The sequence below is a fragment of the Pseudomonas sp. 478 genome, from assembly GCF_003254125.1.
Classification (GTDB): domain Bacteria; phylum Pseudomonadota; class Gammaproteobacteria; order Pseudomonadales; family Pseudomonadaceae; genus Aquipseudomonas.
Genome location: NZ_QKZG01000010.1, coordinates 74,129 through 93,032, shown reverse-complemented (window position 1 = coordinate 93,032; position 18,904 = coordinate 74,129). Strand labels below are relative to the sequence as shown.

Genomic DNA, 18,904 nt, shown 5'->3' with positions numbered 1-18,904 from the left:
TTCCCGCCAGCTGAACTGCACTTCAGGGAAGATCAACCATGACAATAGAAACAAGTTCCCAGCCTCCCTCATTTAACGATAAAACCGAAAATATCCAGACTAAAAAGAACTGGGCTGGCCGATTCCCCAATCCGCCGGACTTGTGCTTTGACTACCGAGCGTTAATCGAACAGGAACATGGCGTCGCAAAGGCAACCAATCCCACGCATAAAATATGCATCATCGGCGCAGGTGTTACCGGACTGACTGCCGCCCGAGAACTCTATCGTTGCGGTTTTACCGACGTGACACTGATAGAACAATCGACACGCATTGGCGGTAGACACCTGACCGTCCATGGCCGCCATTCAATAAAAGAAAGTCATACTCCTTTCGAAATGGGTGCCATGCGCATGCCATTCTTCAATAAGGAAAACGAACCACCCAAAGAAGGTCGATCGCTGATGGCTTACTACGCCAACGCATTTGACCTGGCGCTATCGGATTTCCCCAACCCTGGAAGCCCGTGGGTGAGTTCGACTGGTATTTATCTCCAGGAAGGCAGCCTGGGCGGTCGTACGGATCCGCACATGTTGATCTGGACGAATGAAGACGGCTTGACGCCTCCACCCGACGAGGCGCTGCAAACGGTTTATGCCAAGTGGAAAGCCTTTGCCGCCAGGATGACTCGCCAGGTTGCGCCGATCTATGCCACGCAGGAATGGGAAGCTGTCTGGGCCGCGATCGTCGAAAGGTACGAGCGTGTTTCGTTTCGCGACCTGGTCTGTATGCCGGTGCTGGACAATTGGGATAAAGACAAACCTGGAGATTTTGGCGGAGTCGGAATGACCTCGCACGAATCAACCCTGTTCTATTCGATAGGCATCGGCGACGGTAGTTGGGGCGCTTTTTATGACGTGTGCGCGCTCTACCCGCTGCGCACCGCCATTTTCGGATTCAGCAGCCGCCTGCAACTCGTTCACGGCAGGGTCGATTCGTGCGGCGAACCGCTTCCCGCGCCGTACTTGCACAGCGATGCTGTACTCGATGCGAAGGGCCTGCCTTTCGACAGTCCGCGCTATATCGGTCTTGCAGCGCTGGACGAATGCTTGCTGTTCATGAACACCGACAGCGCGCACACGTCGTTCTACGAACATTGTCTTGAAAGGGGTGACGGTTTTTTCACCGATTCTTCAGTCAACAAACTGAAGAAACTGGATGATCAAAAAATACGTGTCTATTACACGTGGAAATTCAGCCAGCCCAGTCAATCGCAGGAACTGTTCAATGACTTTGATGCTGTCATCATGACCCTGCCTTCATGGCTGATCGAAACGGGGGTCCGGCTCGAAAACTTCAATCAGCATATGTTGCCGTTCGACATGATCAACGCTTACAAAACAGCACACTGGGAAACCAGTTGCAAAGTATATGCGCCGTTAAGTAAGTCTTTCCTTTCAAGCAACACCACAATCCCCCAGGCCATTGTGACCGACAGTTTCATTCATGACGTGTACAGCTATCGTTATAACGAGAATTATCCATACGACTGCATATTATTAAGTTACACATGGGAGGATGACGCGACCAAACTGGCGCTGTTCAACGATCAGGAACTGGTGGCGAAGTGCGTAGAGGAACTCGACCGGATATTGATGAATTGCGCCAATATCCAGGAGAGGATTTCTCCTTATATTCAAACTGAACTAGCCTTGGTCCAACGCTGGATGACGGACAGAAACGCCTTGGGTTGCGCAAAGTTATACAGGCCCGGCACTTATTACGACGCGGTGAGCCTGATGAAGTACAACCGGGATTTCTCACATCTGTCCGGCCTTTATTTTTGCGGAGAATCGTTTTCGGTCGATGCCGGCTGGACAGAGCCTTGCTTTCGCGGCGCCGTGGATGCGGTGATTCATATCTGCAATAAAACCGCAGCGGTATTCAACGGCGGATTCTGCATGAGCGACTACCCGCAATACCGCATCCGCAACTGACGCCCCGCTCCATCGTCCAGAACCAATGCGCCCTGCGCGTTGGTTCTGCCTGTGTCAAACCGCTCTATTACGCCGTCTTGCGCCCCGGCAGGGAAATCCGGGTGCTCTGCCCTGCGCGATCTTCGGACACGGACTACAGCTCAAACGGAAGCCGCTGACTTACGCAAAAAAGCCATTTCAACTCTTATAAACACGCAATTAAACAGCGTGAATAACAATAAAAAGAGGTCATCCCGAATGAGCGAGCCAACAAGTCCTGTTCGTGTAGCAGTTGTGCAATTCGACCCACAAGTCGGCATAGAAAAACGTGCAGGTAATTTGCGTCATGGTCTGGAATTGGCACTGGAGGCGGTAAATGGCGGTGCCAATCTCATCGTGTTGCCCGAGCTTTCCAGCACAGGTTATTTCTTCAGCAACCGGCAAGATGCGTTCGACCATTCGGAGGTCATTCCCGACGGACCGAGTGTGAAAATCTGGATGGACTTCGCCCGCAACCACAAGGTCTACCTGGTTACCGGATTGACTGAGCGTGACGGCATGCGGCTGTTCAACACCGGCGTTCTGGTCGGGCCTGACGGTTTTATCGGCAAGTATCGCAAAGCCCATTTGTGGAACCTGGAGAAGCTGTGGTTCACGCCGGGTGATCTGGGCTTTCCGGTGTTTGATACGCCTATTGGTCGTATCGGCCTGTTGATCTGTTGGGATATCTGGTTCCCGGAGGTGCCGCGCATCCTGACCCAGCAAGGCGCGGACATCATTTGCAGCCTGAACAACTGGGTATGGACACCGCCACCGCTGTTCGACGAGGCCGGCAAGTGCATGGCGTCGTACCTGACCATGACCGCTGCACACGTCAACAATGTGTTTATCGCCGCCGCCAGCCGGATCGGGGAAGAACGAGGTGCCCGTTATCTGGGCTGCTCACTGATTGCCGGTACGAATGGCTGGCCGATTGGCCCCGTGGCGTCAGCAGATCAGGAACAAATCCTGTATGCCGATATCGATCTGACCAGCTCTCGAAGCGCGCCGATCTGGAACAATTTGAACGACCTGCATCGCGATCGTCGAGCCGATCTCTACGATCAAATGCTCGGTTACACCCAGCACCCTTGCCTGCCGCGCTGACAAGGGGGTAACCGATGAACATCACAACCGAAAAAAACCGGCCTGGCGCCAGATCGCCACTGGATCTTGCAATCATCCTGCTGATGATCGGCACGGCACTGCTGATTATCTGGCTTTCATTCACCCACCGTTCTGCCTGGGAAGCGCATTGGCCAAGCTACAGCGACATGGTCTCCAGCCTTCCCGAACCGGGTGCCTGGCTGCGCTGGGTGCTGGGTGACATCAGCGAGGTGGCGTTCTACAAACACGAGTTCGCCTCTATCGGGTTGTTGGCCGGAGCCTATCTGGCCTATTGGGCGAATCGCACAGGAAAAACCTGGCAAGGTTTTGCCATTTCCTATGGGACTGGATTGTGGCCGTGGCTGGTGACCAGTTCGTTGCTTGGACTGTTGCTGAGTAACCTGCTGTGGGGCTGGACGGTCACCGCCACCAGTTGGCAGCCAACGTTTGCGGCGTTTGTTTCGCTGCCCGCGGCGATGGTGCTCATGTTTGGTGGTGGCTGGAAGGTCACGATCAATGGCGCAATCATGGGCGCCGTGCTGGTCACGCCGACGTGCCTGCTGTTCGTCAACTACGTGTGCAATCCTCTGGGCTTGCCTGTGGTCATCGGCAATGTCTTGGGCATGGCAGTCGCCAGCGTCTTCGCTTTTGTGCTTTGCCGTTACCTGCCAAGCCTGGTGAAGTCCGAGCCCTGCGAGAAGCCATCCGCCCCTTCGCCCGCAACCGTCAACACCAAAACGCCCGACTACGGGGTTATCTGGAGCTTGCGCCGGGTGCTGGCCGATTTTTCGGAAGCGCCGTTCTTTGGCAATGAGCTGGCCAGCCTCGGCCTGTTGCTGGGGGTATTGCTGGCTTACACCTGGAATCCGATGAGCCCGGTATATGGGTCGGGCCTGCTGCCCCAATTGATCGGTGCCCAGGCGTTGACCTCAGCGCTGGGGGTGGTGATCTGGCGTCGGCAATGGATGTCACGCGGCTGGTATCCCACCTACGTTCCATTGGTGTCCGTGGTGCCGGCGGCCGTTCTGACGTACGGCGGCAGTTGGCAGGTGATCCTCTCGAGCGCACTGCTGGGCGCGCTGATTGCACCGCCCCTGGCTTGCGCCATTGCCCAGCGAGTGCCTGCGTACATGCATGCCTACATCGGGAATGTCCTGTCCATGGCCATCAGCACGTTGCTGATCATTCCGATTATCGGACTGCTGATCGCCAACTGACGCACGCTGCCAGCCGGCTGTATCCGGGCTCGAAACCGGGTACAGCCACTTCTCATTACAAACAAACGAGGTATCACATGGACCTGCCCCAACTGGCTATCGCCGCGCTCGGCGGCACCGTGAGCATGCAAGCCCGGAACGCTGGCGAAGGTGTTGTCCCGACCGTCAGCGGCGAAACCCTGCTGGCCTCGGTACCGGAGCTGACGGCCCTGGCCCGGGTCAACGTTGAAACGCTCGGGTTACTGCCCAGTGCCTCACTGGATTTCGAGTTTTTGCTGAGTGTCCTTTCCTGGGCCAACTTTCAGATCAAGCAAGGTGCTGTCGGGGTTGTCATTTCCCAAGGCACGGACACCCTTGAAGAAACAGCCGCGCTTTTTGATTACTTGTGGGAGCACGACGAACCGCTGGTCGTGACCGGCGCCATGCGTTCGGCAGCGCAGGCAGGGGCCGATGGCCCGGCGAATCTGCTGGATGCTTGCCGGGTTGCACTGGCTGAAAACAGTCGACTGCGAGGCGTTCAGGTAGTCATGAACGGGCAGATTCACGCAGCGTGCCGCGTGCGTAAAACCGATTCGCTGGCATTGCAGGCGTTTTCCTCTCCAGCCTTTGGTCCTTGCGGAATGCTTGTGGAAAACACCACCCGCTATTTGCGCCCACCGGCCCCGCGAACGGTTTTACCTTTGCCGCAACAGACCACGCAGAAGGTTGCAATGCTGGAGACGTCGCTCTCTGCCGATACGCTGTTACTGGAGAACATCCTCGAACTAGGCTATGACGGGCTGGTGATCGGCGGTTTCGGTGCCGGACATGTTTCGCAGAGTTGGGCGGATGTTATCGAAAAAATCGCCAAGAAAATCCCGGTGATCGTTGCAACCCGGACCGGTTCCGGGTCCACGGCGCAATCTTCCTACGGCTTTATTGGCGGCGAGATGGACTTGATCCGCAAAGGTGTATCGATGGCTGGATTTCTTTGCCCGCGTAAAGCCCGGATCTTGCTGTGGTTGCTGATCGGCTGCCAGCGGCAAGATGAACTGGCCAGCTTCCTCCTGGAAGACTGACACAACGACCTGTAGCAGCGAGTAGGGATCAGCACATCTACAAAAAAGGCCTGCTAATGCAGTAAATGCTGTTCACTTAAGACCATCTTCAAGCGAGTAAGAAACCTGTGGCGAGGGGATTTGTCGGAATGCCGCACCACCCCGTTCGGCTGCGAAGCAGTCGTAATCCAGACAACTTAGTGTGTCTGAAAAGACGATGGGGCCGCTTCGCAGCCCAACGGGGATAAATCCCCTCGCCACAGGTTCTAGCTCGACTGAAGAATGTCTTAAGTGAACAGTATTATGCTAATGCAGACCTTTTTCATTTTCCGAAATCCTACGGCTTGTGAGCCCGGGACAGGAATTCGTGGGACTGCATTTCCAGCAGGCGACTCAGGGTGCGCTGGAACTCGAAGTTCAGGCGACCGCCGGTGTAGAGGTCTTTGAGCTCGACTTCAGCGGAAATGATCAGCTTCACGTTGCGGTCGTAGAACTCGTCGACCATGTTGATAAAGCGTCGGGCGATGTCGTCAGTGGTGACGCTCATTTGCTCGACACCGCTGAGCAACACGGCGTGGAAGATCTTGCCCAGTTCGATGTAATCGTTCTGGCTGCGCGGGCCGTCACAGAGTTCGCGGAAGTCGAACCAGGCCACGTCATCGCACGTGCGCAAGGCACGGATTTCGCGGTTCTCGATCATCAGCACATCGTTCTCGATGGCTGCCGTGCATTCCGGCGTCAGGGCGCGGAAGCTCTTGCGCAGGCTTTCGTGGGACGCATCATCCAGCGGAAAGTGGAACAGCTCCGCTTGCTCAAGGTGACGCAGACGGTAATCGACGCCGCTGTCGACGTTGACGATTTCGGTGTTCTGCTTGATCAGCGCAATCGCTGGCAGGAAGCGCGCACGTTGCAGGCCGTCCTTGTACAGACCGTCCGGCACAATGTTCGACGTCGCGACCAGGGTCACGCCGTTCTTGAACAGCTCTTCCATCAGCGTGCCGAGGATCATCGCGTCGGTGATATCGGACACGAAGAACTCATCGAAACAAATCACCCGGGCTTCGTCAGAGAAGCGCTTGGCGATGATGGTCAGCGGGTTTTTCTCGCCGCCGAGGGTCTTCATCTCTTCGTGCACGCGCTTCATGAAGCGGTGAAAGTGAGTGCGGACCTTTTCCTTGAACGGCAGCGCTTCGAAGAAGGTGTCGACCAGATAGGTCTTGCCACGGCCGACGCCGCCCCAGAAGTACAGACCCTTGACCGGTGCCGCGTCTTTCTTGCCAAACAGTTTGCCGAATAGGCCCGGTTTGCTGTGCGAGGCCGCGACCAGATCGTCGTACAGGCGCTGTAAGTGGCGCACCGCAGTTTCCTGCGCGGCGTCATGGAAGAATTCCGGGCGTTTCAGATCAGCTTGATATCGTTCTAGGGGCGTCATAATTCGTTAGCAAGGCAACAAAAACGGGCCGTCACTGTAGCGACGGCCCGTGGGAATGGCAATCAGCCCTTGGTCGGGCCGAGCCGCTGATTTATTCCTGAACCGGCGTCAGAGCAACTCGCAAGGTCTCGATGGCAGCATCACGAGCGGCGCTGTCAGCAAAGGCCGGGCTGTCGGCAATGCACTCGCCTTCCACCCAGACGCTGAAGCTCAGGTCTTCGTTGCGCACGTCCAATGGCTGACCCGATTGCAGTTGCTTGGTCACCTGGCCGGCGGTTTTGCCGTCGGCGAAGTGGCGCGACAGCAGCAGCTGCTCGCCGTCGGCCGCCAGCAGACGGAAGCGGAAACTGCCGTCGTCTTCACGGAAACTGACGAAACGCGCGGCTTTCGCAGCTTTCTTCTTGGTCGTCGCCGCGACCTGGGTCTGAGCGACGAAAGAACGCAGACCCACCGCTTCACGCAGTTCGTGGAGGAACGGTGTCGCTACCGAACGGGCCTTTTTGGCACCGATCTGCAGGATGTCTTCCAGGTCTGCCGGGCGTTCGATCAACTGGTGATAACGCTCGCGGGACTCACCCAGCTCGCTGTCGAGCAACTGGAACAGACGATTCTTCGCCTCACCCCAACCCAGGCCCTGCAACAATTCGCTGCGGAATTCGTCGGACTGCGCCGGGGTAGCGAAGGCCTGGAACAAGGTGAACAGGTGCGAGTTATCCGGATCCTTCGCCTCGCCCGGCGCACGGGAGTCGGTGACGATCCGTGAAATCGCGTCCTTCATTTCCTTGGCGCTGCTGAACAACGGAATGGTGTTGTCGTAGCTTTTCGACATCTTGCGACCGTCGAGGCCTGGCAGCGTGGCGACGCTTTCTTCGATCAGCGCCTCGGGCATGGTGAAGAATTCTTTGCCCTGGCCGAACAGGTGGTTGAAGCGCTGGCCGATGTCACGGGCCATTTCCACGTGCTGGATCTGGTCACGACCGACCGGCACCTTATGGGCGTTGAACATCAGAATGTCCGCGGCCATCAGCACCGGGTAGCTGTACAAACCCATGGTGATGCCGGCGTCCGGGTCTTCGCCGGTTTCGACGTTCTTGTCCACCGAGGCCTTGTAGGCGTGGGCGCGATTGAGCAGGCCCTTGGCGGCGACGCAGGTCAGCAGCCAGGTCAGCTCCGGGATTTCCGGGATGTCGGACTGGCGATAGAAGGTTACGCGCTCCACATCCAGGCCACCGGCCAGCCAGGTCGCGGCGATTTCCAGACGCGAGCGCTGGATGCGCAGCGGGTCATCGCATTTGATCAGGGCGTGGTAGTCGGCCAGGAAATAGAACGAATCGGCATTGCTGTCACGGCTGGCGATGATCGCCGGGCGGATGGCGCCGGCGTAATTGCCCAGGTGCGGCGTGCCGGTGGTGGTGATGCCGGTGAGGATACGGGTACGAGTCGTCATGGGTAATCGCTTGTCAGACTGCAATCAATTCGAAAGACGCGGCAGGATCAGATCCTTGAGATCGGTGAGCTTGCCATGAAAAAAGTGTCCGCATTCTGCCACTTTCAGCAGCTCATGGGGGCGATCGAGTGCGTCGGACCAGTCGTAAACGAGCTGCGGATCGATGACTTCGTCGGTTTCCGGCTGGATCAGGGTCAGCTCGCCTTGCTGCGGCAGTTGATCCTGATCGCCCAGACGCATCACCGCTGGCGCGACCATGAACAGGTGCTTGAGCTGCTCACCCTTGGCTTCCAGACGTCCGCCGAGACTTGCTGCAACAAAACCGCCGAAGGAGAATCCGAACAGCGTCAGCGGCAACTCGGGGTGTTTGACTCGCAGCCATTCGGCCACGGCCTGGGCGTCGTCGACTTCGCCGGTGCCCATATCGTGGGTGCCTTCGCTGGCACCGACGCCACGGTAGTTGAAACGTAAAGTAATCAAACCGGCGTCACGCGCAGTGCGCTGCAAGGTCGAGACGACTTTGTTGAGCATGGTGCCGCCCTGCACCGGGTTCGGATGGCAGATCAGCGCAATGCCGCGGGGCTGCTCGTTATCCAGGTAAAGGGCTTCCAGTTGGCCGACCGGGCCATCAATCACTACAGGGGTTTCGCGCATAAGCAAGGAAGGAACTCCGTGACCTCGAATCGGGTCGACTCGTCTAGCAAATTGTCTGTGCCAATCTATTGCGAGTGAATCGCGGTATACAGCGCAGGTTCGAGCCGTTAACGTAAAGCAAAGCCGTTTATAGAGGAAGGACTCGTGGAACACTCGCTCTTAGTTTGGTTGTTACCGACTCTTGCCCTGGTTGTGGGTGTCGCCATTGGTTTCCTGATCGCTCGCCTGGTGCCGAATGCCGCGCCTAGCAGCACGCAACGTCAGCTGGATGACATTCAGGAACGTTTCGACAGTTATCAGAACGAGGTGGTTACCCACTTCAACAGCACTGCAACACTGGTCAAAAAGCTGACTCAGAGCTATCAGGAAGTGCAGGATCACCTCGCCGAGGGTGCCAACCGCCTGGCCCTGGACGAGCAAACCCGCCAACGCCTGCTGGCCTCGCTGCACGCCGATGCAGCAGCCGCCCCACGGGAACGCCTGACGCCGCCGCGCAATCAGGAGCCGCCTCGCGACTACGCCCCCAAAGCCCCGAACGCGCCGGGCATGCTCGATGAGCATTACGGCCTGAAGAAGTAATCAGGTTTCGCGCGACATGAAAAAGCCCCCGGATGAGTGATTGTCCGGGGGCTTTTTTGTGACTGATGATTTAGTTGCCAGTTCGGGCCTCTTCGCGAGCAAGCCCCCTCCCACAGGGGAGTGCATTCCAAATGTGGGAGCGGGCTTGCTCGCGAAGGCGGTGTGTCAGGCGATATTAACGTCGACTGATACTCCCTCTTCGCGAGCAAGCCCGCTCCCACAATGGTTTTGCGGTGTTATGAATATTACTGAACGGTGCCTGGTTGCTGGGCACCATACTGCTGACCCGGAATCGCCTTCAGGTTGACCTCGACCCGGCGGTTCTGCGCCCGGCCATTGGCGTCACCGTTGCTGGCAATCGGGTTATCCGGCCCGGCACCGCGAGCCGACAGGTTGGCGCCGCTCACGCCCTGAGACGTCAGGTAAGTCGCCACGCTCTGGGCCCGGCGCTGGGACAGGTCCATGTTGTGCTGGCGGCTGCCGGTGCTGTCGGTGTAGCCGACGATTTCGATCTGGTTCTGGTTGAACTCCTTGAGTGAGCCCGCCAGATTGTTCAGCGGCTGATAGAAGCTCGACGCAATGTTCGCCGAATCGGTGGCGAAGGTGATGTTACCCGGCATGATCAGTTTGATCTGATCACCCTGGCGCTGCACTTCCACCCCGGTGTTGGCCATGCTGGCGCGCAGCTTTTTCTCTTGCTGGTCGGCGTAATAACCGTAACCGGCAGCGGAAGCACCCACCACGGCGGCGCCAATCAGCGCGCCCTTGCCACGGTTATCGTGATTGATGGCGGCACCGGCCAAAGCACCGGCCAGAGCGCCGAGGCCACCGTATTTAGCGGTTTTGCTCATGCCCGTGGAACCACCGTCGGCCTGGCCCTGGTTGTCGTAAGGGTTAGGCGAGGCGCAGCCAGACAGCAAGGCCACAGCCGTAGCGACAATAATCAAACGCTGCTTGGTGAACATGAAGAGCTCCTTCTTTTTGCATTCTGTGGTGCAACGGACAAGGCATTAGCCTTTGCGGGCGTTGGATTGTTTCGGCGGACAAAAATTCCGTCTGTAACAATTAAGCCCGTACAAAAGGGTTCTCGCGCATTTCATCGCCCAGACGTGTGTCCGGACCATGCCCGGTCACCACCGTCGCCTCTTCATCGAGGGTGTACAGCCGCTGCTTGATCGACCGCACGATGGTCGCCTGATCGCCACCCCACAAATCCGTGCGCCCTACCCCGCGACGAAACAACGTGTCACCGGCAATCAGCAGCTTAGCCTCTGAAAACCAAAAGCTCATGGAGCCCGGCGTATGACCCGGTGTGTGCAACGCCACACCGCAGCCGCAGGCCAGTTCTTCATCATCGGCCAACCAGCGATCCGGCGGCGGCACCGGCGTGTAGGGCACACCGAACATCTGGCACTGCATCTCCAGGTTGTCCCACAGAAATTGATCTTCTTTATGCAGGTGCAGGGTTGCGCCGGTTTTTTCCTTCAACTGACCGGACGCCAGGAAGTGATCGAGGTGCGCGTGGGTGTGAATGATGCTGATCACCTTCAGGCCCAGTGCGTCGAGCCGCGCAAGGATCAGTTCGTGATTACCGCCCGGATCGACCACGATGGCTTTTTTGGTGATCGGATCGCCGATGATCGTGCAGTTGCACTGCAAAGGGCCGACAGGGAAGGTTTCGCGGATGAGGGCGGTATTCGGGGTTTGCATGGGGTTAATCCTGGTGCCAAGGCTGGGTACTGCGGTTATGATCCGCAAAATTGATAGGTTATCCTCGCGCCGCGCCCATTTTGAAACAAGCCGGCAGGACGCCAATGCCTGGTTCAAACGACTCTTGAAGCGTTTTTTGTAACGCTCAGCTCAAAAAGGATAATCCCATGCAAGAAGACTATCTCCTTCGTCAGGACATTAAAGGTATCCAAGCCTGGGCACAGGTCTGAACCATGCCTGAGATCCCGGTAGACTTGCGCTGTAAAACGGCCTGCGCGTTTGTGGCAGGACGCGAGCACCTCAAAACTCAAACGCCTTGCCAGGACTTTGTCGCGGCCAGAGAGTCCAACGAGGTGACCTGCATTTCATTGGCCAATGGGGCCGCCTCCCGAGCCAGCTCCGAAATCGGCGCCCAGGTCGCGGTCACGGCTACCCTGGCCTTTGTCTGCAAAAACTTTGAAAGCCTCTGGCAAAACATGGACAAACACAACGCGAAGGCAGCCCAGCGACTGGTTAATCGCTGCCTGGACGCGTTCAGGCGCAAATCTGCAAAGCTCGGCGGCGAGATCAACGACCTGGCCTGTAGCTTGTCATTCGTCGCTTACTCACGAGGCCGTTACCTGGCAGGCCACTTGGGCGATGGTGTCATCGCAAGCGCTGATGCGGACGGACAACTTCAGGCACTTTCTCATCCGGAAAATGGCGAGCCAGCCAATAGCACCCTGTTTCTGACTGACCATAAAGCGGCGTCGCGGCTCAGGTTGTACCGTGGGCAAATCGAAGCCACGACTGGCTTCGCGATCATGAGCGAAGGCACTGCAGAAAGCCTTTATCACAAATCCAGCGGCGTCCCTGCCCCGGCGATCCAAAAATTGCTGGAGTGGAATGCAACGTTACCCAGAAAAAAAATGAAGGAAGTGTTGGGTGACAACCTGCAACAGTCCATTGCCAGTCAAACCGAAAATGACTGCTCCATAGGCTTGCTGTCGATCCTGAAGCCCTCCATCGGCGTGGGGCAGACACCCGGCGTGACTGTCTCAGAGGGGAAATGAGCGAAAACCTCTGATCGCAAGGCCCACCTTGTGTCGGAGGTCTTCAGATGGCGATTACTGCAATACACCCAACTCTTTCGCCCTGGCGACCGCTTGCGTGCGCCGTTCAACCCCGAGCTTGCTGTTGATATGGCTGGCATGGGTTTTCACCGTGTGCAGCGAAATAAACAACTGATCGCTGATCTCCTGATTTGAACAACCCTGGGCGATCAGTCGCAGGACGGCCATTTCCCGCGTACTGAGTTGTTCCGCTGCGGCGGATGACTCCGCGGGACGGGCCGCCACTGTTGGAAGTTGTTCTGAAAGGCTCTGTGAAACGGGCGTCGGCACACCGAGTTGAAGTTGGTTACGCAGCCAGTCCGGATGTTCCGCCAACAACCTGTCAAACGGTTGCAGCACGCCACCGGCCGCCGCTTCCAGCGCCTGCCCCAGAGCCTTGCGGGCCTCGGGTTCGCGTCCGCTCCCCAGCAACAACGTCACTTTTTGAGTCAGTGCCATCACACTGAGCAGCTGCCTGCCGGTTTGCTGCCCATGCTCAAGCAACGCATCCAATCGCCCTTCGGCCAGCATCGGCTGCCCCTGAATGACCTCCAGCAAGGCCTGCTGCAACTCGATATGCAGCGGCAGTTGCGGATGGAACTCCGGAGGGGCTGCCGCGTGTTCGCCGTTGTAGGTCTGGCCCAAGCGAGCGAGCCAGGCTTCGGCCAGATCGGTACGTCCCTGAGCCAGCCAGAGTTCACATTTGACCAGGGTGATCATCGCCAGGTAGTAGATCGGTGGCACGTCCCAGATGTGCATCAGACGCTCGGCTTCGGCGAGTTCGGCGAAGGCTTTGGCGAATTCGCCGCTGCTGCCCTCAAGCCTGGCAATCACACAGTGACCGATCAATACGCTGATATCACGACAGGCGCGTGCTTCATTCAAACCGGCTTGCAACCGGGCCCGCGCGGCTTGGGGCTGCAAGCGCAGGGCTAACAAAAAGCCTTCGTACAAAGTCAGTCGTGCGCGTACGGCATAGAGCCGTTGCGGGGATAACGGTTGCAGGCGTTGCAGCCCCTGGCGCACTTCATCCAGCGCACGCAGGATTTCCCCTCGCGCTTGCAGCACGCGAGCGCGGTCGTAATGGGCCAGCGCTTCGAACAGCGGATTGCCGACCCGTTGCGCCAACTCCAGAGATTCACGGTTCAATCCGCGGGCACGCCACAAGTCGCCGTCGGCAATGGCCAGGTTGGACAGGGTCGAGAGGCACATCAGGCGCTGCCCGTAGCGTTTGGCCGGCAGACTCTCCTGCGCTTCGGTGCAATAGAGCAGCGTCAGCTCACGATTGCCGCGCCCGCGAGCGATGACACCGCTCAGGGCCAGCCATTGCGCCAGCATGGATTTCTGCGCAGTGGCGGACGGGGCCGGCAGGAAGCGGCTCAAATGACTGGCCAGCTCCTCGGCGGCGTCCAGCTGACAGGCCAGCCCCAACGCCCAGCTGTACAGCACGATCAGCCGTGGTGTGCTGATCAGCAGGCTGTCGGGCAAGTCCATTTTCCAGCGCAGCAACATGCCGACGTTCTGTTCGGCCAGCAGTTGTTCTTCGGACAGGTTCTGCACCAGGTTCGCCGCGACGTCCAGGTGCCCGGCGCGCAATGCCTGCTCCACCGCTTCATCGAGCAGCCCCTGGGCATTGAACCAGCGACAGGCGCGCAGGTGCAGGCTGGCCGCCGGCACCATCGCTTGCGCGGTAGGCCGGGTGCGCAACAGGTCGGAAAACAAATGGTGGTAGCGATACCAGTGACCGTTTTCATCCAGTGGCACCAGGAACACCTGATGGGCCAGCAGAAAACGCAGGATCTCGGCACTGTCATGGGCTTCGCGAACGGCATCGCACAGTTCGCTGCAAAAGCGCTCCTGAGGTGCCGTGTCGTAAAGGAATGACTGCACCTCGGCGGGCAGACAATCGATGACTTCTTCCAGCAGGTAATCGCGGATCAGCCCTTCCCCGCCATGCAAGGCCTGCGGAAAAGCACCCTGGGAGCCCGCTTCAGACGCCGCCAGCAGCCAGAAACGCAGCCCGGCGACCCAACCTTCGCTGCGCTGGATGAGGCTCTCCAGTGCTTCGCCGCGCAAGGAGCTGCTGTGCCGATCAAGCAGGGTCAGGGCTTCTTCGTGAGTCAGGCGCAAGTCCTGTTCATTCAATTCGAGCAATTGCCGCGACAGCCGCAGGCGCGCCAGATGCCAGTCCGGCCGCTGCCGACTGGTGACCATGACCAGCAACCCGTCAGGCAGGTGATTGAGGAAAAATTGCAGGCAGCGATCGAGAACCGGGCCCTGCGCCAGATGGTAGTCATCCAGCACCAACAGCAGGGGCGTACTCGCAGACAGGTGCACGGCCAACTCATCGAGCAAACCGTCCAGCCATTCTTCAAAGGCAAACGGCTGGTGCCGCTGGCGCATTTTCAACAGACCCAGGGACTGGCTGCCCAGTTGCGGAAAAAAGTCCTGGAGGCCTTCGAGCAACCGCTCAAGAAAACGTCCGGGATCGCTGTCTCGCGGACTCAACCCCAGCCACAGACTTTGCCAGTGAGCCGGCAAGCCCTGACAGAATTCCACGGCCAACGAACTCTTGCCAAACCCCGCCGGTGCGCTGACCAGCAACAACCTGCCACCGAGGCCCGCACTCAGGCGCTCGCACAGACGAGGCCGCAGCACATGGCCGTCAGGCAACGGAGGCCGAAAAAAACGCCCGTCCAGTGTGACGACGGCAACGCTTGCAGGGCCCAGGTGTGGGGACAAATCAGTCATGGCCGGCTCTTGTTTGAATGGCGGTTGGCGGCGTTGCAGATGTCCGCAGCCTAGCGGTAAACGAAGAGGGATTGAAGGTTGTTGCTACAAATGGCTACAAAAAGAATACAACCCAAAGTTACCGAGCCACAGATGAAGTTTTCCTGACAGACCGTGTCGCACCCTTCGCGAGCAAGTCGAATCGTCGCACCGCCGCTCCCACATGTGATCTTCGGTGGACATAAAATTTGTAAACAATGTAGATCCAGTGTGGGAGCGGGCTTGCTCGCGAAGAGGCCATCGCAGGCGCCGAAGATTTTCAGGCAAAAAAAAACGCCCCGAACCAGTCGGGGCGTTTTTCGAGGATGCGGCCTCTGTTCAGGACAACTTAGCGAACACCATCCTGGCGCAGAGCGGCCGGAGTGAAGTCGCTGGTGGTGGCGGTAAAGCCGAAGTCATACGCCGATTTCTCTTCGTTCTTCATGCCCAGCGCCAGGTAGCGGCCCGATTGCAGGTCGTACAAGGTTTCCAGGGTGTACCACGGCACTTGAACGTTGTAGTAGTTCTGGGAATGAGCTTCCGCCACACGCCACAGTTGATTACGACCGTCGTAGTGATCGATCACGGCCGCTTGCCAGGTGTCTTCGTCGATGTAGAAGTCACGCTTGGCATAGATGTGACGCTGACCTTCCTTCAAGGTGGCCACCACATGCCAGACCCGGCGCAGCTCGTAACGAGCCAGGTCCTGGTTGATGTGACCGGCCTTGATGATGTCGTCGTACTTGAGTTGCGGCGAGTCGAGCTTGTAGCTGTCGGAGGCGATGTACATCTCTTTCTTGCCTTCGAGCTTCCAGTCGTAACGATCCGGCGCACCGTTGTACATGTCCAGGTTGTCGGAGGTACGCAGGCCATCGGCTGCGGTACCCGGCCCGTCATAGGACACTTGTGGTGCGCGACGCACACGACGCTGACCGGCGTTGTAGACCCACGCCGAACGCGGTTCCTTCACTTGGTCGAGGGTTTCGTGCACCAGCAACACACCACCGGCCAGACGTGCCGGCGCGGTCACTTTCTGTTTGAAGTAGAACAGGATGTTGCCTGGATTCGCCGGATCGTAATCCTTCATCTTGTCGCGGAACACGAACTGGTCCTGGAAGTACACCAGGCTGTACGAGCCGTTAGGCTGCGGCGTGGCCTGGGTCACCAGACGGGTCACGCTGCCACCGCGATAGCGGGTGATGTGGTTCCAGATGACTTCGACGCCGGTCTTCGGAATCGGGAATGGAACGGCAGTTTCGAAGTTCTCCAGACCGTTGCCGCCGGACACCAGATTAGTGGCGGTAGCGTTTTTCTTGATGGAGGCAAACACGGCATCCGGCACGGTCGCGCCGCGATGGGACGGGTAGACCGGCATCTTGAAGGTTTCCGGGTAGCGCTTGAACATCGCGTATTGGCCCGGTGCGAGTTTGTCCTTGTACTGGTCGACGTTCTGCGCGGTGATGGTGAACAGTGGTTTTTCACTGGCAAACGGGTCGGACAGGAAACCTTTGCTGTCGGCGGTGCCGGCATTTTTCGCCATCGGCTTCCAGGCCGGGATCGATCCGTCAGCGTTACCCGCCATCTCGGCGCCCATCGGGGTCAGGCTTTTGCCCAGTTTGTCCGCTTCGGCCGCGGGGACCGCCGCCATGACGCCGGTCGCCAGCAGCGAAAGCCCCAGAACACCGACGTGGAACAGACTCTTTGTTATTTTCATAAGTGCGTTCGTCCTGATAATGCAGTGCTTAGAAGTTCACGCCGAAGCTGAGCGCAACGAAATCGCGGTCATCGACGGTGGTGTACTTGCCATCAAAGAAGTTGGTGTAAGCCAGGCTCGCGGTGTAGGTGTTCTGGTACTCAGCATCGACGCCCAGGCTCACCGCTTTGCGACCTTCCTCGAAGTTGCCGCCAGGGCCAGGCGAGTAACCTTCCACGTCATGAGACCAGGCCACGTTCGGCTTGAGGTTCACACCGGCGAATACGTCGTTGTATTCCCAGATGGCACGACCACGGTAGCCCCAGGAGTTTGCGGTGGTGAACCCGTCGTTTTCGCAATAGCGACTGACGTTGTTTTGCGGGCCGCCTGCCAGGGTAGAGGTGTTCAATGCCACGCACTGACCACTTGGCAATGGACCAGGGCCGTAGCTCGGGTCACGGCCGTAACGCGCTTTGGAAGAGCTTTCCAGACCGCCAACGTGAGTAAAGCCAACCTCACCCACCAGGGTCAGCCGCTCGGCGCCCATCACCTGGTCGAAGAAGTGAGTCAGGGTCGTCTGGAGCTGGGTCACTTCCTTGCGGCGATAGCCTTGTTGATCCTGCCCTGGCGTCCCCTGAAGCACGGAAACGTTAGGGTTCAGAGGCGTCAGACCGGAAAAGAGAATGTCGGTAGTGTTGAGCTGAACCGGAGCATTCGGCCGGTAGCTGACTTCACCACTCCACGCAGTACCTGTCGGTAACGTGGTGGAGAAGCTCAAGCCATACAGGCGAATATCTTCAGGGTACTCGACGTAGTAGCTGGAGTTACCAGCCACCACCAACGGCAGCAAGGTCGGGGCCAGGCCAGCCGCAACACCGGCCGGAACACCCGCAGCCCTCAGTGAACCCACCAGGCCCGCCGCGCTGTAAGCGCTCGCCGGAGCACCTTTGCCGCTGAAAATCGGCGCACGGCTGTGGTAATTCATGAAGTAGGCGCCGAACTCGGTGTCCAGCGGATCGAACATGTATTTGAAGGACACGCCGAATTGACCGCTGTCACGGGCATCGCGGTCCGGACCGCGACGAACGATTACACCTTCATCCGGGTTGCCCCAGGTCACGCCTTTGGCAGCCAGGGTATTGATGCTGGCATTACGCAGCGAAGCCGGCAGCCCCGCAGCCGTCAATGCGCTGTTGAGTCCGTTACGGGTGCGCAGTACGGCCAGGTTGTTATCGCAGCCATCCGCAATCACGTCCGGTTGCGAGAAGAAGGTGCCGCAGTTGTCGACAACGGTCTGGTCCCATTCGAGCTGGTAGAAGGCTTCGGTCGAGAGGTTCTCGGTGAGGCTCTGGGACACGTAGAACATGTTGACCGGGATCAGTCCTTCCTTGATCTCGGCACCAGGACGACGGAACGCGGACACGTCGATCGGGTTGATCGAGTTGATGCCGCCGCCGATGAAGGTACTTTCACCCCAACTCACTACTTGCTTGCCCAGACGCACGGAGCCCGGCTGATCGGCAACGGAGTAGTTGTGGTAGACGAAGGCGTCGAGGATCTGGCCGCCGGAGGACTTGGCGCCTTCCTTGCGGTTGCTGTCGCTGATGTCCTTGAACGGACGGCTTTCGTCCTTGAGTTCAAAGTCGTACCAGTATTTGCCACGGACGAAAACGCCGGTATCGCCATATTTCAATTCAAGGTCATGGATGCCCTTGAAGATCTTGGAGAACGTTTCGCCGCTCTTGAAGTTCAGGTGACCGTCGTCGGAAGTCTGGGACAGGCCGCGGCCGCCGTTGTTGACGCCGATGAGGTTCTTGTTGGCATTTTCAGTAGACCAACTGGCACCGATCGACAGGGACGAGTCGAACTGACCTTCGATTTCACCAACGTTGAAACTGACGCCGAATGCTGGCCCGGCGAGCGTAGAGGCAAGACTGACCGCCAGGGGCAGTTTTGCCCTGCGCCAGAACTGGTTTACTGATGTCATCGACGCTACTCCATGTGCATTATTGTTATGGCAGTGAGCACTTCTAAAAACGCTGTGGATGACTGGGAGCCAAGGTGTCCCTAAGTCATTCCAAAGTTGCATCGCCCCGGTTTGTGCGTTTGCTCCGTTCTTAAAAATCCTTGAGCGGACTATAGCCAGCAGGTAGTACTGCTTGATCCCTCTAAAG

Annotated in this window: 14 protein-coding genes; 6 read left to right on the top strand and 8 right to left on the bottom strand. The window is 58.2% G+C overall.

Annotated elements, in window-relative coordinates:
- Positions 1–38: 38 nt before the first annotated feature.
- The 4 genes from DFS28_RS21135 (at position 39) to DFS28_RS21120 (ending at position 5,376) form a co-directional block, all read left to right on the top strand.
- On the top strand, positions 39–1,976 hold the full coding sequence (locus tag DFS28_RS21135; RefSeq protein WP_111451307.1) for an FAD-dependent oxidoreductase: 1,938 nt from the start codon (positions 39–41) through the stop codon (positions 1,974–1,976).
- 237 nt (positions 1,977–2,213) lie between these two features.
- The gene (locus DFS28_RS21130) at positions 2,214–3,101 is read left to right on the top strand and encodes a nitrilase family protein (RefSeq protein ID WP_111451306.1); all 888 of its coding nucleotides are present in this window, start codon (positions 2,214–2,216) and stop codon (positions 3,099–3,101) included.
- Positions 3,102–3,115: 14 nt separating this feature from the next.
- On the top strand, positions 3,116–4,318 hold the full coding sequence (locus DFS28_RS21125) for a hypothetical protein (RefSeq protein ID WP_111451305.1): 1,203 nt from the start codon (positions 3,116–3,118) through the stop codon (positions 4,316–4,318).
- A 77-nt stretch (positions 4,319–4,395) separates the two neighbouring features.
- Positions 4,396–5,376, top strand: coding sequence for an asparaginase (locus DFS28_RS21120; RefSeq protein ID WP_111451304.1), 981 nt, complete (start codon positions 4,396–4,398; stop codon positions 5,374–5,376).
- Between the two features lie 316 nt (positions 5,377–5,692).
- Here the strand turns inward: DFS28_RS21120 and zapE are convergent, their stop codons facing one another.
- The 3 genes from zapE to DFS28_RS21105 all read right to left on the bottom strand — a co-directional run bounded on the left by zapE (position 5,693) and on the right by DFS28_RS21105 (position 8,888).
- On the bottom strand, positions 5,693–6,787 hold the full coding sequence (gene zapE, locus DFS28_RS21115) for a cell division protein ZapE (RefSeq protein WP_008155962.1): 1,095 nt from the start codon (positions 6,785–6,787) through the stop codon (positions 5,693–5,695).
- Between the two features lie 91 nt (positions 6,788–6,878).
- Positions 6,879–8,234, bottom strand: coding sequence for a tryptophan--tRNA ligase (locus DFS28_RS21110; protein ID WP_111451303.1), 1,356 nt, complete (start codon positions 8,232–8,234; stop codon positions 6,879–6,881).
- Between the two features lie 24 nt (positions 8,235–8,258).
- Entirely contained in the window at positions 8,259–8,888 is a 630-nt protein-coding gene (locus DFS28_RS21105; protein ID WP_111451302.1) for an alpha/beta hydrolase, read from the bottom strand.
- Positions 8,889–9,032: 144 nt separating this feature from the next.
- On the opposite strand from DFS28_RS21105, the gene DFS28_RS21100 reads away from it, so the two are divergent.
- Positions 9,033–9,467, top strand: coding sequence for a YhcB family protein (locus DFS28_RS21100; RefSeq protein WP_008155956.1), 435 nt, complete (start codon positions 9,033–9,035; stop codon positions 9,465–9,467).
- 245 nt (positions 9,468–9,712) lie between these two features.
- Here the strand turns inward: DFS28_RS21100 and DFS28_RS21090 are convergent, their stop codons facing one another.
- Positions 9,713–10,432: an OmpA family protein gene (locus tag DFS28_RS21090; protein ID WP_111451301.1), complete on the bottom strand. Its 720-nt coding sequence runs from the start codon at positions 10,430–10,432 to the stop codon at positions 9,713–9,715.
- Between the two features lie 100 nt (positions 10,433–10,532).
- On the bottom strand, positions 10,533–11,177 hold the full coding sequence (locus tag DFS28_RS21085; protein ID WP_111451300.1) for an MBL fold metallo-hydrolase: 645 nt from the start codon (positions 11,175–11,177) through the stop codon (positions 10,533–10,535).
- Positions 11,178–11,410: 233 nt separating this feature from the next.
- Between DFS28_RS21085 and DFS28_RS21080 the strand changes: the two genes are divergently transcribed.
- Positions 11,411–12,229: a PP2C family serine/threonine-protein phosphatase gene (locus DFS28_RS21080; protein WP_111451299.1), complete on the top strand. Its 819-nt coding sequence runs from the start codon at positions 11,411–11,413 to the stop codon at positions 12,227–12,229.
- Between the two features lie 54 nt (positions 12,230–12,283).
- Here DFS28_RS21080 and DFS28_RS21075 read toward each other — a convergent pair whose 3' ends face one another.
- From DFS28_RS21075 to DFS28_RS21065, 3 genes are all read right to left on the bottom strand, one after another.
- On the bottom strand, positions 12,284–15,019 hold the full coding sequence (locus DFS28_RS21075; RefSeq protein WP_111451298.1) for a LuxR C-terminal-related transcriptional regulator: 2,736 nt from the start codon (positions 15,017–15,019) through the stop codon (positions 12,284–12,286).
- Positions 15,020–15,386: 367 nt separating this feature from the next.
- Entirely contained in the window at positions 15,387–16,751 is a 1,365-nt protein-coding gene (locus tag DFS28_RS21070; protein WP_008155947.1) for a DUF1329 domain-containing protein, read from the bottom strand.
- A gap of 28 nt (positions 16,752–16,779) precedes the next feature.
- Positions 16,780–18,717, bottom strand: coding sequence for a DUF1302 domain-containing protein (locus tag DFS28_RS21065; protein ID WP_111451297.1), 1,938 nt, complete (start codon positions 18,715–18,717; stop codon positions 16,780–16,782).
- Positions 18,718–18,904: the final 187 nt, after the last annotated feature.

Bases quoted from the DNA above. Each gene is read 5' to 3' on its own strand.
- DFS28_RS21070 (WP_008155947.1), bottom strand. From the start codon at position 16,751: ATGAAAATAACAAAGAGTCTGTTCCACGTCGGTGTTCTGGGGCTTTCG.
- DFS28_RS21090 (WP_111451301.1), bottom strand. From the start codon at position 10,432: ATGTTCACCAAGCAGCGTTTGATTATTGTCGCTACGGCTGTGGCCTTG.
- DFS28_RS21135 (WP_111451307.1), top strand. From the start codon at position 39: ATGACAATAGAAACAAGTTCCCAGCCTCCCTCATTTAACGATAAAACC.
- DFS28_RS21110 (WP_111451303.1), bottom strand. From the start codon at position 8,234: ATGACGACTCGTACCCGTATCCTCACCGGCATCACCACCACCGGCACG.
- DFS28_RS21130 (WP_111451306.1), top strand. From the start codon at position 2,214: ATGAGCGAGCCAACAAGTCCTGTTCGTGTAGCAGTTGTGCAATTCGAC.
- DFS28_RS21120 (WP_111451304.1), top strand. From the start codon at position 4,396: ATGGACCTGCCCCAACTGGCTATCGCCGCGCTCGGCGGCACCGTGAGC.
- DFS28_RS21075 (WP_111451298.1), bottom strand. From the start codon at position 15,019: ATGACTGATTTGTCCCCACACCTGGGCCCTGCAAGCGTTGCCGTCGTC.
- DFS28_RS21105 (WP_111451302.1), bottom strand. From the start codon at position 8,888: ATGCGCGAAACCCCTGTAGTGATTGATGGCCCGGTCGGCCAACTGGAA.
- DFS28_RS21080 (WP_111451299.1), top strand. From the start codon at position 11,411: ATGCCTGAGATCCCGGTAGACTTGCGCTGTAAAACGGCCTGCGCGTTT.
- DFS28_RS21085 (WP_111451300.1), bottom strand. From the start codon at position 11,177: ATGCAAACCCCGAATACCGCCCTCATCCGCGAAACCTTCCCTGTCGGC.
- DFS28_RS21065 (WP_111451297.1), bottom strand. From the start codon at position 18,717: ATGACATCAGTAAACCAGTTCTGGCGCAGGGCAAAACTGCCCCTGGCG.
- zapE (WP_008155962.1), bottom strand. From the start codon at position 6,787: ATGACGCCCCTAGAACGATATCAAGCTGATCTGAAACGCCCGGAATTC.
- DFS28_RS21125 (WP_111451305.1), top strand. From the start codon at position 3,116: ATGAACATCACAACCGAAAAAAACCGGCCTGGCGCCAGATCGCCACTG.